The sequence below is a fragment of the Salipiger pentaromativorans genome (genome assembly GCF_024721115.1).
Lineage (GTDB): Bacteria > Pseudomonadota > Alphaproteobacteria > Rhodobacterales > Rhodobacteraceae > Salipiger > Salipiger pentaromativorans.
In genome coordinates this window covers 41,814-55,166 of the sequence record NZ_JAMDHK010000012.1, presented here as the reverse complement: position 1 = coordinate 55,166, position 13,353 = coordinate 41,814, and the positions used below count along the sequence as shown (strand labels likewise).

The window sequence follows — 13,353 nt, the reverse complement described above, 5'->3', positions numbered from 1 at the left end:
GCCGTGTTATCGTTTGCATTTTAGCTGTTAGCGCCGCGTTAAGCCGGGGTCCGTAACTGTTGTTCCGAGATTCCTGATCGAGACAGCAGAAAGGCGTGTCATGACCATTTCTTCGTCCCTCAATGCCGGTGTTTCGGGGCTTTCGGGCAATGCCAGCCGGCTGGCCGCGATTTCCGACAATATCGCGAACTCCTCGACCTACGGCTATCGCCGGGTCGAGACGGATTTCACCGCGCTGGTGCTGTCCGGCAGTTCGCAGCGGGCCTACACCGCCGGGGGCACGCAGGTCGATAATCTGCGCCTCATCGACAAGGGCGGGGCGATCGTCACCACCAGCAACGCCACCGACCTCGCGGTCGACGGCCTGGGCATGTTGCCGGTGGTCTCCGCCTCGGAATACGAGGCCACGGGCGAGCCCGATCTTCTGCTCACCTCCACCGGGTCGTTCCGCTTGGACGAGAATGGCTTTCTGGCGACCGAATCCGGCTATTACCTGATGGGCTGGCCGGCCAATCTCGACGGCTCCATTCCCTCTTACCCGCGCGACACGATCGACGGGCTCGAGCCGGTGCAGTTCAGCCTCAGCCTGACCGGCGACCCGACAACGTCCGTCTCGGTGGCGCTCAACCTGCCCGCGACGGATACGGAGGCGGGCTCCTCGGGAGAGGTTCACAACCTGTCGGTGGAATATTTCGACAATCTCGGGGTGTCGCAGAGCATTTCCATGACCTTCACCCCGACGGTTCCGGCCGACGGCATGTCGAACGAATGGACCATCGTCCTGACCGACTCGGCGCAGGACGGGGCGGTGATCGGCGAATATGTCGTCACCTTCGACGACAGCCGCGCGGCGGGCGGCACCATCTCCGCGGTGACCGTGGTTTCGGGCGGCGCCTATGATCCGGTGACAGGTCTGCTGAGTGTCGATGTCGCGGGCGGCCCGATCGAATTCGACATCGGCGCGGTCGGGGAAAACGGCGGGTTGTCGCAACTCTCCGACAGCTTCGCGCCGATCTCGATCACCAAGGACGGGTCGTCGGTCGGCAATATGGTCTCGGTCGCGGTCGACGAGAACGGCTATGTCAGCGCGCTTTACGACACCGGCGAAAGCCGCGTTCTCTATCAGGTGCCGCTGGCGGATCTGCCGAATTACAACGGCATGGTCGCGGTGGATGGCTCGACCTTCAAACCCTCGCCCGAAAGCGGCTCCTACTTCCTGTGGAACGCGGGCGACGGCCCGACCGGCGCCGTGAAATCCTTTGCACGGCAGGAATCGGCGACGGATATCGCGCAGGAGCTGACCGACATGATCCGGACGCAGCGCGCCTATTCCTCGAACGCCAAGGTCATCCAGACCGTGGACGAGATGCTGCAGGAAACCACCAATATCAAGCGCTGATCCCGCCCGGGATCGGCCCCTGACGGGAGGCCGCTGAATGTCACTTTCCGGAGCTTTGTCCAACGCCCTGAGCGGCCTCACCGCCAACAGCCGCGCTGCCGCGCTGGTGGCCTCGAACATCGCCAATGCGACGACGGAAAGCTACGGGCGGCGTTCGCTCGATCTCTCCTCCCGGCCCGCGGGCACCTCCGGCGGCGTCAGCATCGACAGGGTCAGCCGCAATGTCGATCTTGCGGTGCTTTCCGACCGGCGGCTCTCTGACGCGCAGGCGGGGTTTGCCGGGGATATGCAGACCTTTGCCAGCCGGATCGAGGATCTGCTGGGGACAAGCGATGCGGCCGGATCGCTGACCGGTCGCTTCTCGGCCTTCGAGAACGCGCTGCTGTCGGCGGCCTCCGATCCCTCTTCGACGCAGCGGCTGCAATCCGTGGCGCTGGCGGCCGAGGATTTCACCGGCACGCTGAACCGGATCAGCGATGAGATCCAGCTTGCCCGGGGCGATGCGGACCGCGCCATCGCTGGGCAGGTCGCGACGCTGAACACTGCGCTGGGCCGGGTGAAGGCGCTGAACGCCGCGATTGCTGACCGAACGCTGCGCGACGGCGACCCCTCGCCGCTGCTGGACGAACGTCAGCGGGTGATCGACGGGATCTCGGCGATTGTCCCGCTGCGGACGGTGGCGCGCGACGATGGCGCGTTGGCGCTCTATGCGGCCTCGGGCACCGTGCTGCTCGATCCGACGATTCACAGCGAGCCGGTCGAGATCGGATTCACCGCGCAGGACCCTGTGACTGCCTGGATGACGCTGGACAACGCGCTGCTGTCGGGGCTCACCCTCGGGGGGGTGCCGGTCAACAGCAGCAACGAGGGCCCGCTTGGCGGCGGGACCCTTGGCGCGCAGTTCCAGATCCGCGACACGGTCGCCCCCGATATGCAGGCGGCGCTGGACGGGATCGCCCGCGATCTCATCGAACGTTTTGCCCCGGGTGGGCCCGACAGCACGCTGGCGGCGACCGACTCGGGGCTGTTCACCGATGGCGGTGCGGCGTTCGATGCGCTGGATGAAACCGGTCTCGCCGGCCGGATCTCGCTCAACCCGCTTGTCGATCCCGGCGGCACCGGCACCTGGCGGCTGCGCGACGGGCTGGGGGCCGCCAGCCAGGGCGATGTGGGCGATGCGCGGCTGTTGCAGGCCTATTCCGATGCGCTGGAAAGCCTGGAGGTGCCCGGCTCGACCAGCCTTGGCACCGGGGCCAGCAGCTTCGGTCAGCATGTGGCGGATTTCTATTCCGCGATCTCGGCCGCTCGCCTTCGCGCCGATGGCGAGCAGAGCTTCGGCGCCGCCCAGAATACCGCGCTGAGAGAGCTGGAACTTTCCAAGGGCGTCGATACCGACGCCGAATTGCAGGATCTGATGCGCATCGAACAGCAATACGCCGCAAACGCCCGGGTCATCAGCACGGTGGACGAGCTGATGCAGACCCTTCTGACTATCTGAGGAGGCCCTCATGGACACTGTTGGCGATCTAGCCCGAACGTTGGTGCTGCGAACGCATCAGACCCGGCTGAACCGCGATCTCGACCGGCTCGGCACCGAGATCGCCACCGGTTTCGTGAGCGATCCGGCGGCGCATCTGGGCGGCGATGTCACCGCGCTTGTGGCCATCGACCGCAGCCTGGCGCAGCTTGAAACCTATCGCGTGAACACGACCGAGGCAGCCTTTCTGACCGGTACGATGCAAACCACGCTCGAAGAGATCCAGGACCGGTCCGAACAATTGTCGCAAGTTCTGCTCTCGGTCGAGCTGACCCCGAATGAAGAGATGTTCCAGACCCTCTCGGGCGCTGCGGAAAACGCGCTGGGCCAGATGGTGAACGGGCTGAACCGGTCGGTCGCGGGGCGGTTCCTGTTTTCCGGCACCGCCACCGACAGCCCGTCGGTGATCGACAGCGATGCTCTGATAGCGGAATTGAGTGTCGCTCTCGCCGGCCAGACCACGGTTGCCGGGATCGAGGCGGAGTTGGACATCTGGTTCGACAGCGCTGGCGGCGGGTTCGAAACCGATGGCTATCTCGGGTCCGACACCGCGCTGGCGCCGTTGCAGCTCAGCCGGACCGACAGCACAAACGTCGATATTCGTGCCAACGACCCGGTCTTCCGGGACATGCTCAAGGCGGTCGCCAAGGCGGCGCTGGCGAGCGATCAAAGCCTTGCCCTGTCCGATGACGTCAAAACCGGGCTGATTTCCAACGCGGCGCTGGATCTGCAGACCGCGCAGGCCAGCATGGTCGAGCTGCGTGCCGGGCTCGGGGCGCTGGAACAGCGGATCGAAGAGACCGCCACGCGCAATTCCGCCGAGCGCACGGCGACCAGCCTGGCGCGGCTCGAGCTGGTGGGCACGGACGAGTTCGAAACCGCCACCCGATACGAGAACACCCGCGCCCAGCTCGAGACGCTTTATGCCATTACCGTCCGATCCTCGCGGCTGTCCCTGGTGGAGTTCCTCAGATGATCCGCGCCCTCATGGTCCTGGCGCTGCTTCTTGCGGTGTCACCGGTGCAGGCGCAATCGGTCCGGATCAAGGATCTGGTCGAGGTCGATGGCGTCCGCTCGAACGATCTGGTCGGCTACGGGCTGGTGGTGGGGTTAAACGGTACCGGAGACGGGTTGCGCAACGCGCCCTTTACTGAAGAGATCATGCAGAACATTCTCGAGCGGCTCGGGGTGAATGTCACCGGCGAACAGTTTCGGCCACGCAATGTCGCGGCGGTTTTTGTGACGGGCCGCCTGCCGCCGTTTTCCCGTGCGGGCAGTCAGATCGACGTGACCGTGTCGGCGATCGGCGATGCCAAGAGTCTTCTGGGCGGCACGCTGATCATGACCCCGCTGAACGCGGCGGACGGTCAGATCTATGCGGTGGCGCAGGGTACAATCATCGCAGGTGGGGTCGAGGCCCAGGGCGATGCGGCCCGCGTGGTTCAGGGGGTGCCGACCTCGGGGGTCATTCCCGCGGGCGCGCGGATCGAGCGTGAGGTGGAATTTGACTTCACCCAATTGTCGAGTCTGCGCCTGGCGCTGCGCGAGCCCGACTTCACCACTGCGGCGCGCATCGAGAATGCCATCAACCGGCGCATCGGAAACCGCGCCGCGCAGATGCTCGACGCGGGCACGGTGTCGGTCGATCTGCGCCGCACCGGGCTGGGAACCCCGGCACGGACCGTTGTGGCCATCGAGAATCTGCCGGTCGAGCCGGAACGGCGCGCGCGCGTGGTGGTCGATCAACGCTCGGGAACCATCGTGATGGGCGAGGATGTGCGTATTTCACGGGTGGCGGTGTCTCAGGGCAATCTGACGCTGCGGATTCAGGAAACGCCCATTGCGGTGCAGCCCAATCCCTTTGCCGAGGGGCAGACGGTGGTGGTGCCGCGCAGCACCGCCGGCATCATCGAGGAACCCGGTATCGGCCTGGCCGAAATTCCGGAGGGCACCACGCTGTCCGAGGTGATCGCCGGGCTGAACGCGCTGGGTGTGTCGCCGCGCGACATGATCGACATCCTCAAGAGCATCAAGGCGGCGGGGGCGCTGCACGCGGAATTTGTCGTGATGTAGCGCGGGTTCGCGCGGAAGCAGCCGGCGCAGACCCTTTCTTAACCGCTGGCGGGATACTGTCCTCTCGAATTTGGTGAAGGAGTCGCCCCAATGCTGGGACTCATCGGGATCGTTGTGATTTTCGCCATGGTGTTCGGCGGATACATCCTGGCCGGCGGGAAGATGGCGATCATTCTCAAGGCGCTGCCCTTCGAGATGATGATCATCGGTGGCGCGGCGCTGGGCACCTTTCTGATCGGCAATGACATAGGGGTGGTGAAACACACGGTCGCCGATATCGGCAAGGTGTTCAAAGGCGCGAAGTGGAAGCCCGGCGATTACAAGGATCTGCTTTGCCTGCTCTTCGAACTGATCCGCCTGGCGCGGCAGAGTCCCGTCGCGATTGAGGAACATGTTGAATCGCCAGGAGAATCGGTGATTTTCTCCAAATACCCCAAGATCCAGGGCGACAAGATCGCGGTGGAACTGATCTGCGACACGATGCGCTCGATGTCGATGAACTACGACGACCCGCATCAGGTCGAAGAGGTGCTCGACAAGCGCCTCGAGGCGCTGGAGCATCATCGGTTGCATTCCAGCCACGCGCTGCAAAGCCTCGCCGACGGGCTGCCCGCGCTGGGCATCGTGGCCGCTGTGCTGGGGGTGATCAAGACCATGGGCTCGATCGACCAGCCGCCGGAAGTGCTGGGCAAGCTGATCGGCGGCGCGCTGGTCGGCACTTTTCTGGGTGTCTTCATGGCCTATGGCTTTGCCGGGCCCTTCGCGGTCAAGGTGAAGGCTGTGGTCGAGGACGATCTGCATTTCTACCAGCTGATCCGCGAGGTTCTGGTGGCGAACCTGCACAATCATGCCACCAATATCTGCATCGAGGTCGGGCGTCAGAACACGCCCGCGCATTTCCGGCCAAGCTTTGTGGATCTCGAGGAAGCCTTGAAATCGGTCAAGCAGGCGGCGGCATGATCCGGATCTGTGCCAGCCTGCTGCTCTTCTGGATTTCGGCCTGGCCGGCGACTGCGCAGGAGATCCCGGTGCGCTCGGGCGAACACGGGGATTTCACCCGGCTGGTGCTGGATGTGCCCGCGGGCACGGCCTGGGAGCTGGACCAGACCGAAGCCGGGAAGGTGCAAATCCGGTTCGGGCGGGCGGGCTACCGGTTCGACCTGTCTCGAGCCTTCGACCGGATCGACCGGGCACGGGTCGCCGGGTTGAGCGCTTTGCCGGACGGGCAAGGCATGACCATCGACCTCGGCTGTGCCTGCGATGCCGAGGCCTTTCTGCTGCGGGATCGAATGCTGGTGGTCGATCTTCGCCCCGCCGATCCATCTGCACCATCCGCGCTTTCAGGGCTGCGGATCGGTGCCAATCCCGGCATCGGGCCGGCTCGGGCGGAGAATGTTCTGTTGCCGAAATTTTCCCTGCAAACGCCACCCGACGCGCAGCTCCGGAACGATGACAAGGTGGCGCCGTCTCTCGAACCCGGGGTGTTCGAGCGGATGCTGGCGGAACAATTGGCCACCGCCGCCACCGAGGGTCTGCTGGACCCGGCCTTGCAGGAGATCTCCCGTCCCCCACCGGCGGACGAGCAGTCGGGAGCAGAAGCAGGCCCGGCGCCGGACCGCAGTATTGTTCCTACCGCACAGGACAGCATCGCAGCTGCGATCACAGAGGCCGACCTTCATGACCCGCAGGCCCGCATCCGGATCGGAGGCAGCTCCTGCCTGTCCGACGATTTGTTCGACGTTGCCTCCTGGGGCGGCACGGAGCCATTGACCGAAACCGTTCCCGATCTGCGTGCCCGGCTTTATGGGGAGTTTGACAAGCTCGATCCGGAGGCGCTGACCGCGCTGGTCCGGGCCTATATTTCGGTCGGCTTCGGCGCGGAGGCGCGCGCGCTGCTCGATCTTTCTCCCGATCCGCCCGACCCGGTGTTGATGGCGCTTGCGGGGATTGTCGACGGGCACCCCGACCGCGCCGGGGTCTTTGCCGGTCAGACCGGTTGCGACGGTGCGGCGGCGCTCTGGGCACTGGCCGGGTCGGTGGAATTGCCGAAGGATGCGCCGGTCAACGACAAGGCGATCCGCCGAAGTTTCGAGGCGCTGCCGCTGCCGCTGCGTGCCTTGCTGGGTCCACGTCTGTCGACGCGGCTGGCCGAGGAAGGGGCTGCCGAGGCGGCGCGGAATCTGCTGTCGCGCTTGGCGCGGGCCACCGGCGGACACAGCGAGGATATGGCTTATAGCGGTGCACAGATCGACCGGCTGGAGGGCGCGGTGGATCAGGCGCAGGCGGTCCTGAAGGAGGTTGCCCACGGCCCCGGGCCGTATGCGCCCGACGCGGTTGCCGAAGTGATCGAAATTGCAACGGAACAGGGCCGTCCGGTCGATGAGACGATGACGGCGCTTTCCGGGACCTATGCGACCGAACTGCGCCAGACCGAGAAGGGCCCCGAGCTGTGGTTGGCACATCTGCGGGCGTTGGCCGCCAACGGGGAGTTCGATGCGGCCGCCCGGGCCTTCCGGGAAAAACGCGACTATCCGGACCGGATCCGCACCAAGGCCGCGTCCGAGATGCTGGCGTTGATGGCAGAGCAGGCGCCGGATACGGAATTTCTGAAACAGGCCGTAGCACAGGCGGATCGGTTCGACAGGTTTGTGATGCCGGAGGCGGCGCTGGCGGTGGCCGGCCGTCTCCTCGATCTCGGATTTTCGGGCGCGGCGGCGCGCTGGGTGGCACTCGAGGGGGTAGATCCTGCGGCGCGTGCGACCCGTCTGATGGCGGCGCGGATTCACCTTGCAGGTTCCGAACCAGAGGCGGCGGAAATTGCGCTGATCGGGCTGCAGGGTGACGATGTGCTGCGTTTGCGGGCCGAGGCGCGGCGGATGATGGGCGATTTCGACTATGCCCGAACCGCCTATGCGACACTGGGAGACAGTGGAGAGTCGCGCGCGGCCGCCTGGCTCGCCGGCGATTGGCCGGCGCTGGACGGGCAGGCGGATTCGCTCGCGGCCACTGCCGAACTGGTCCAGTCGGATCTGCCCGACCCCACCGGCGGCGCGCCCAGCCTCGCCCTGGCCGAAAGCCTTGTGGGATCGGGGGAAAAGACACGCGACACCCTGCGTGCGTTGCTTGAAGACACCCGGATGTCCGGCGATTGACCCGGGTCGCGCTTACGAAAATTAAACCGCTGCCCTGTAGCGATAACGACGATGATCTCAGAAGGATGGTGGATCAGAATGATCTTCCCCGATAGCGACAGGGCCATTGGCTTGGTCAGGCGCGCTGGTTGCCGCTGGATGGTATCGGGTGCCTGGTTGCTCTGGCTTGTGGCAGCGCTCGCCGGGCCGGCGGGGGCAATCCCCTCCACGGCCTGCGACACGGCTGCGGCCGAGGCGGCACGCCGGACGGGCGTACCGAAAGAGGTGCTGATGGCGATCACGCGCTCCGAAACCGGCCGCAGCGTCGATGGTGCCGTCCAACCCTGGCCGTGGACCGTCAACGCGGCGGGGACAGGCCATTGGTTCGCAACGCGCCGGGAGGCAGAGCGCTTTGCAGCGGAGCAGCTTGCCAGGGGAGAGCAGAGCTTTGATCTCGGCTGTTTCCAGATCAACCATCGCTGGCACGGCGGGGCCTTCGCCTCCGTCTCCGACATGCTGGATCCGGAGAAGAATGCGCTTTATGCCGCGCGGTTCCTGCAAAGGCTTTATGCCGAAACCGGTGGCTGGACGGATGCGGCAGGAGCCTTTCACAGCCGGACGCCGAAACATGCGGAACGCTACAAGCGCCGCTATCGCGAGATGCGTGCCGCGCTTCGTTCGAGACCGGCCATAACCCTGGCCAAGGTGCCGCCCACGCCTCGGAAAAACGCCTTCCCGCTGCTGAGACAAGACGGTGCCGCCGCGCCCGGGTCGCTGGCACCGCTGGCGGCGACCAGCCGCGCCTTCATTCCCGGTTTGGGGAGCTGAGCATGACGCAAAAGGCGCCCCGGCTCTTCAAACCCACGGTGCTTCTGGCGGTTGCGCTGATGGCGGTCATCGTGATGATGATCCTGCCGGTGCCGTCCTGGGTGCTGGATGTGGGACTTGCCGCCTCTTTCGGCCTCGCGATCCTGATCTTCACGGTCACGCTCTTCATCGAGCGCCCGCTCGATTTCTCGGCCTTTCCGACCATTCTGCTCGCCTCGCTCATGCTGCGCCTGTCGCTCAACGTCAGCTCGACCAAGCTGATCATCGGCGAAGGTCATACCGGCACCTCGGCGGCGGGCGACGTGATCGAGGGTTTCGCCAATTTCGTTATGGGCGGCAGCGTGTTCTTGGGTCTCGTTGTCTTTGGCGTGTTGATGATCGTCAATTTCGCGGTCATCACCAAAGGTGCCGCGCGCATGGCCGAGGTCGGTGCGCGTTTCGCCCTCGACGGGATGCCCGGCAAGCAGCTCGCCATCGACAGCGATATGTCCGCCGGCGCCATCGACCACGCCGAGGCGAAGCTGCGCCGCGAGCGCGAGCAGCAGGAAACCACCTTTTTCGGCTCGCTCGACGGCGCCTCGAAATTCGTCAAGGGAGATGCGGTGGCGGGGCTTCTGATCACGCTGCTGAATCTGGTCATGGGGATGGTGATGGGGATCTTCGGCCACGGGATGGCCCTGTCCCATGCGTTCGAGACCTATGCCATCCTGACCGTCGGTGATGGGCTGGTAACGCAGATCCCAGCGGTGATCATCTCGATTGCCTCGGGCCTGTTGCTGGCGCGGGGCGGGGCCACCGGCGCAACCGATGTCGCCATGGCCGGACAGCTTGCGCGCCATCCGGCGGCGCTGGGCACGGTGGGGGTGCTCATGGCGCTTTTCGCGCTGGTGCCCGGCCTGCCCTTTTTGCCCTTTATCCTTGGCGCCGGAGTGCTGGGCGGGTTGGCGGTCTATATGGTGCGGAAGCAGGCCGCCGAGTCGGTCGCGCCCGAGATGCCGGAGGTCGAGGAAACGCCGCGCGACCGGCCCATCGGCGATGTTCTGGATGTGGATGAAATTCATGTCGAGTTTGCACCGGATCTGGTGAACATGGTGCTTGACCCCGGCACCGGGCTGGATGTGCGCATCGCCAATATGCGCACCCATATCGCGTCGGGTTTCGGGCTCATCCTGCCCGAGATCCGGCTGACCGATTCCGCCGCGCTCGAGACGGGCAGCTATGTCATCCGCATCCACGGGGTCGAGATCGCACGTGGCGAGCTCAACCCCGATCTGGTGCTGGCGCTGATGCCCGAAGATCAGGGTCGCCTGCCCGACGGTCGCGATGTGACCGAACCTGTCTACGGCGCCCCCGCCCGCTGGATCCGCCCCGAAGATCAGGACCGGGCGGCGATCACCGGCGCCACCATCGTCACCCCAACCGAGGTTCTCGCCACCCATCTGCTCGAGGTGATCAAACGCAATTTCGGGCGGCTGCTGACCCTGAAATCGCTGCGCCGTCTGCTCGACGAGATGGTGTCGCTCAGCAATCCCGCGCGGGCCGAGGCGAACCGCCGTCTGCTCGATGAGCTGATCCCGGACAAGGTCCAGATCGACACGCTGCACCAGGTGCTGCGCCTGCTGCTCGAGGAACAGGTGAGCATTCGCAACCTGCCGCTGATCCTCGAGGCGATCGCGGAACTGCGCGGCCAGCAGACAAGCGCCGAGACAATCTGCGAACATGTGCGCCAGCGCCTGGGTTTCCAGCTTGTTGCCGGGATGCGCCGCAAGGACGGAACGATCCCGCTGATCCAGCTTGCGCCGGAATGGGAAGACATGTTTTCCACCTATCAGGTCGAGGGTGCGCGCGGCGGACTCGATGTGGCGCTGCCGCCCGAGATGTTCGATTCGCTCACCTCGGGCGTTGCCGCCGAGATCAATCAGGCCGGCACGCGCGGTATTTTCCCGGCGCTTGTCACAAGCGCGCGGCGCCGCCGCTTCCTGCGCACGATCCTGTCGGCGAAGGGCATCGGCAACCCGGTGCTATCCTTCGAGGAAATCGGTGTCGAGGCGCGGCCGTCGCTTGTCGGCGTGGTGGCGGCATGACTCTGCCCGAAGGCGTCGTCACGCTGTTTTCGGGCTGGCTTTGGGCCGGGCTGATCGTGTTTCTGCGCGTGGCGGCGATGATGGCCACCCTGCCCGGCCTGGGCGAGCAAAGCCTCTCGCTGCGCATCCGGCTGGTGCTGAGCTTGTTGCTCAGTGCGGCGATCCTGCCCGCGGCGCTGGCGCAGATCGCTCTGCCCGCCCCCGGTCTCGCCGCCCTTGCGCGCGCGGTGCTGACCGAAAGCGTGAACGGCCTTCTGCTCGGCCTCTGGCTGCGGCTCTTCATCCATGCGTTGCAGACCGCCGGCAGCATCGCCGCGCAATCGACCTCGCTTGCACAGCTTCTGGGCAACAGCGCCGCCGATCCGATGCCCGCCATCGGCCATATCCTGACCGTTTCGGCGCTGGCATTGCTGATGACCACCGGTTTTCACGTCAAGGCAGCCGCCTTCCTGATCCTCTCCTACGACATGTTGCCGGCGCTGCACCTCCCCGACCCGGGCGCCATCGCCGAGGCAGGCCGCGACCGGATCGCCCGCAGCTTTTCCCTCGCCTTTGCGCTTGCCGCCCCCTTCGTCATCCTCTCGGCGCTCTACAATCTGACCCTCGGCTTCATCAACAAGGCGATGCCGCAGCTCATGGTGGCCTTCGTCGGCGCGCCGGTCATCACCTTCGGCTCGATCGCGCTCTTGCTGCTCACCGCGCCGATCATGCTTTCGGTCTGGCTGAGCGCGGTCGACGGCTTCCTGTCGGCCCCGTTCCGGTAGGTCGCCATGGCAGAAGAGGACGGCGGCGACAAAACCCACGAACCCTCTCAGCGCAAGCTCGACGAGGCGCGCAAGAAGGGTGAGATTCCGCGCTCGCCCGACATGCTCACCGCGGCCGCCTATCTTGGCGTACTGATGACGGGGCTGGCGCTGGGCGGCGGATCGGTCATGCGCTTCGGCGACGCGCTGCTGCCGCTGATCGAACGGCCCGACCGGCTTGCGCCGCTGTTTTTCGACCGCATGGCGACCGCCCCTGTCGGCGGGCTTTTGGGGCAGGTGCTGACGCCGGTTCTGCCCTGGCTGGCAGTCCCCGCGCTCATGGTGCTGCTGACGCTTTTTGCCAGCCGGGGGCTGGTGGTCGCGCCCTCGCGGCTTGCGTTCAAACTCAGCCGGTTGTCGCCGGTGGAGAATGCGAAGAACAAGTTCGGCCGCCGGGGCCTCTTCGAATTTGCCAAGAGCTTTTCCAAGCTCGTGCTCTACTCCGTCCTTCTTGGCCTGTTCCTGGCGTCGCGGCTCGACGAGATCGCCGGAATCGGCCGGGCCTCCGCGCGCGAGGCGGTGGCGCTGATGGCCGAGCTGATGCTTCGGTTGCTCGGCATCGCAACGCTGGTGGCGGTGGCGCTGGGCGCGCTCGATTACCTGTGGCAGCGGGCGGACCATCTGCGGCGCAATCGGATGTCGCAGAAAGAGTTGCGCGACGAATACAAGGAGGCCGAAGGCGATCCGATGTTCAAGCAGCACCGCCGCGCCCGGGCACAGGAGATCGCGATGAACCGGATGATGGCGGATGTGCCGGAGGCCGATGTGGTGATCGTCAACCCGACTCATTACGCGGTGGCGCTGCGCTGGAGCCGCTTGCCCGGAGAGGCGCCGGTCTGTGTGGCCAAGGGGGTGGACGAAATCGCACATAAGATCCGCGAGATCGCCGAAGAGGCCGGGGTGCCGATCCATTCCGATCCGCCCACGGCGCGGGCGCTGCACGCGACCACGGCCATCGGCGACCAGATCGCTCCCGAGCAGTTCCGCCCGGTGGCGGCGGCGATCCGCTTTGCCGAAGACATGCGCCGCCACATGCGCCGGCGCGGCGGAGGGCGGCCATGACCGATGACATCGGTGCGCTTCTGCGTGTGACCGCGCTGCTGCGCGAGCGGGCGCTGGAAAGCTATCGTCGCGATCTGATGGAAGAGCTGCGGCTGCAGGACGAACAGCGCCGGATCGACGCCATGCGCCACGGCGCCTTCGCCGACCGGGAGTCGCTCGATGCGCGCCGGCTGATCGGCGCGGACACGCTTTGGCAGGGGTGGCTGGCGCGGCGGCGGGGCGAGATCAACCGCGACATTGCCCTGTCGCGCGCCCGTCAGGCCCATAGCATCGCCCATGCGCGGCGGGCTTTTGCCCGTGACGAGGCCGCCAGAGAGGTCGCACAGCGCGAGGCGCTGGCGCGGCGGCAGGCGCGATTGGCGGAGGAAGAGGCGCGGCTCGAGGACCTGTCGCGGCTGGCGGGTTACGACGCAGGGCAGGAAGAGCCGTGACGGCC

11 protein-coding genes are annotated in these 13,353 nt (G+C 65.9%); all 11 read left to right on the top strand.

What is annotated here, in order from left to right; all coding sequences use genetic code 11:
- Window positions 1–100: 100 nt before the first annotated feature.
- The gene (locus M4578_RS16945; RefSeq protein ID WP_258094479.1) at window positions 101–1,399 is read left to right on the top strand and encodes a flagellar hook protein FlgE; all 1,299 of its coding nucleotides are present in this window, start codon (window positions 101–103) and stop codon (window positions 1,397–1,399) included.
- Between the two features lie 37 nt (window positions 1,400–1,436).
- On the top strand, window positions 1,437–2,897 hold the full coding sequence (flgK, locus tag M4578_RS16940) for a flagellar hook-associated protein FlgK (protein WP_258094478.1): 1,461 nt from the start codon (window positions 1,437–1,439) through the stop codon (window positions 2,895–2,897).
- 10 nt (window positions 2,898–2,907) lie between these two features.
- Window positions 2,908–3,912 carry a flagellin gene (locus M4578_RS16935; RefSeq protein WP_258094477.1) on the top strand — a complete coding sequence of 335 codons (1,005 nt, stop codon included), beginning with the start codon at window positions 2,908–2,910 and terminating at the stop codon, window positions 3,910–3,912.
- Window positions 3,909–5,009, top strand: a complete 1,101-nt coding sequence (locus M4578_RS16930; RefSeq protein ID WP_258094476.1) for a flagellar basal body P-ring protein FlgI — start codon at window positions 3,909–3,911, stop codon at window positions 5,007–5,009. Before M4578_RS16935 ends, M4578_RS16930 begins: the two co-directional genes overlap by 4 nt.
- A gap of 90 nt (window positions 5,010–5,099) precedes the next feature.
- Window positions 5,100–5,969 carry a flagellar motor stator protein MotA gene (motA, locus tag M4578_RS16925; protein WP_258094475.1) on the top strand — a complete coding sequence of 290 codons (870 nt, stop codon included), beginning with the start codon at window positions 5,100–5,102 and terminating at the stop codon, window positions 5,967–5,969.
- Window positions 5,966–8,161, top strand: coding sequence for a hypothetical protein (locus tag M4578_RS16920; RefSeq protein ID WP_258094474.1), 2,196 nt, complete (start codon window positions 5,966–5,968; stop codon window positions 8,159–8,161). The genes motA and M4578_RS16920 overlap by 4 nt, the downstream gene beginning before the upstream one ends.
- A 138-nt stretch (window positions 8,162–8,299) precedes the next feature.
- Window positions 8,300–8,968 carry a transglycosylase SLT domain-containing protein gene (locus M4578_RS16915; protein WP_258094473.1) on the top strand — a complete coding sequence of 223 codons (669 nt, stop codon included), beginning with the start codon at window positions 8,300–8,302 and terminating at the stop codon, window positions 8,966–8,968.
- 2 nt (window positions 8,969–8,970) lie between these two features.
- Entirely contained in the window at window positions 8,971–11,052 is a 2,082-nt protein-coding gene (gene flhA / locus M4578_RS16910) for a flagellar biosynthesis protein FlhA (RefSeq protein WP_258094472.1), read from the top strand.
- Window positions 11,049–11,816, top strand: a complete 768-nt coding sequence (locus M4578_RS16905) for a flagellar biosynthetic protein FliR (protein ID WP_258094471.1) — start codon at window positions 11,049–11,051, stop codon at window positions 11,814–11,816. The genes flhA and M4578_RS16905 overlap by 4 nt, the downstream gene beginning before the upstream one ends.
- A gap of 6 nt (window positions 11,817–11,822) precedes the next feature.
- Entirely contained in the window at window positions 11,823–12,917 is a 1,095-nt protein-coding gene (locus M4578_RS16900) for an EscU/YscU/HrcU family type III secretion system export apparatus switch protein (protein ID WP_258094470.1), read from the top strand.
- Entirely contained in the window at window positions 12,914–13,348 is a 435-nt protein-coding gene (locus tag M4578_RS16895) for a hypothetical protein (protein WP_258094469.1), read from the top strand. Before M4578_RS16900 ends, M4578_RS16895 begins: the two co-directional genes overlap by 4 nt.
- Window positions 13,349–13,353: the final 5 nt, after the last annotated feature.

What these genes read in the sequence shown, in the direction of transcription:
- M4578_RS16920 (WP_258094474.1), top strand. Translation starts at nt 5,966, where the DNA reads ATGATCCGGATCTGTGCCAGCCTGCTGCTCTTCTGGATTTCGGCCTGG.
- M4578_RS16900 (WP_258094470.1), top strand. Translation starts at nt 11,823, where the DNA reads ATGGCAGAAGAGGACGGCGGCGACAAAACCCACGAACCCTCTCAGCGC.
- M4578_RS16905 (WP_258094471.1), top strand. Translation starts at nt 11,049, where the DNA reads ATGACTCTGCCCGAAGGCGTCGTCACGCTGTTTTCGGGCTGGCTTTGG.
- motA (WP_258094475.1), top strand. Translation starts at nt 5,100, where the DNA reads ATGCTGGGACTCATCGGGATCGTTGTGATTTTCGCCATGGTGTTCGGC.
- M4578_RS16930 (WP_258094476.1), top strand. Translation starts at nt 3,909, where the DNA reads ATGATCCGCGCCCTCATGGTCCTGGCGCTGCTTCTTGCGGTGTCACCG.
- M4578_RS16915 (WP_258094473.1), top strand. Translation starts at nt 8,300, where the DNA reads ATGGTATCGGGTGCCTGGTTGCTCTGGCTTGTGGCAGCGCTCGCCGGG.
- M4578_RS16895 (WP_258094469.1), top strand. Translation starts at nt 12,914, where the DNA reads ATGACCGATGACATCGGTGCGCTTCTGCGTGTGACCGCGCTGCTGCGC.
- flgK (WP_258094478.1), top strand. Translation starts at nt 1,437, where the DNA reads ATGTCACTTTCCGGAGCTTTGTCCAACGCCCTGAGCGGCCTCACCGCC.
- M4578_RS16935 (WP_258094477.1), top strand. Translation starts at nt 2,908, where the DNA reads ATGGACACTGTTGGCGATCTAGCCCGAACGTTGGTGCTGCGAACGCAT.
- flhA (WP_258094472.1), top strand. Translation starts at nt 8,971, where the DNA reads ATGACGCAAAAGGCGCCCCGGCTCTTCAAACCCACGGTGCTTCTGGCG.
- M4578_RS16945 (WP_258094479.1), top strand. Translation starts at nt 101, where the DNA reads ATGACCATTTCTTCGTCCCTCAATGCCGGTGTTTCGGGGCTTTCGGGC.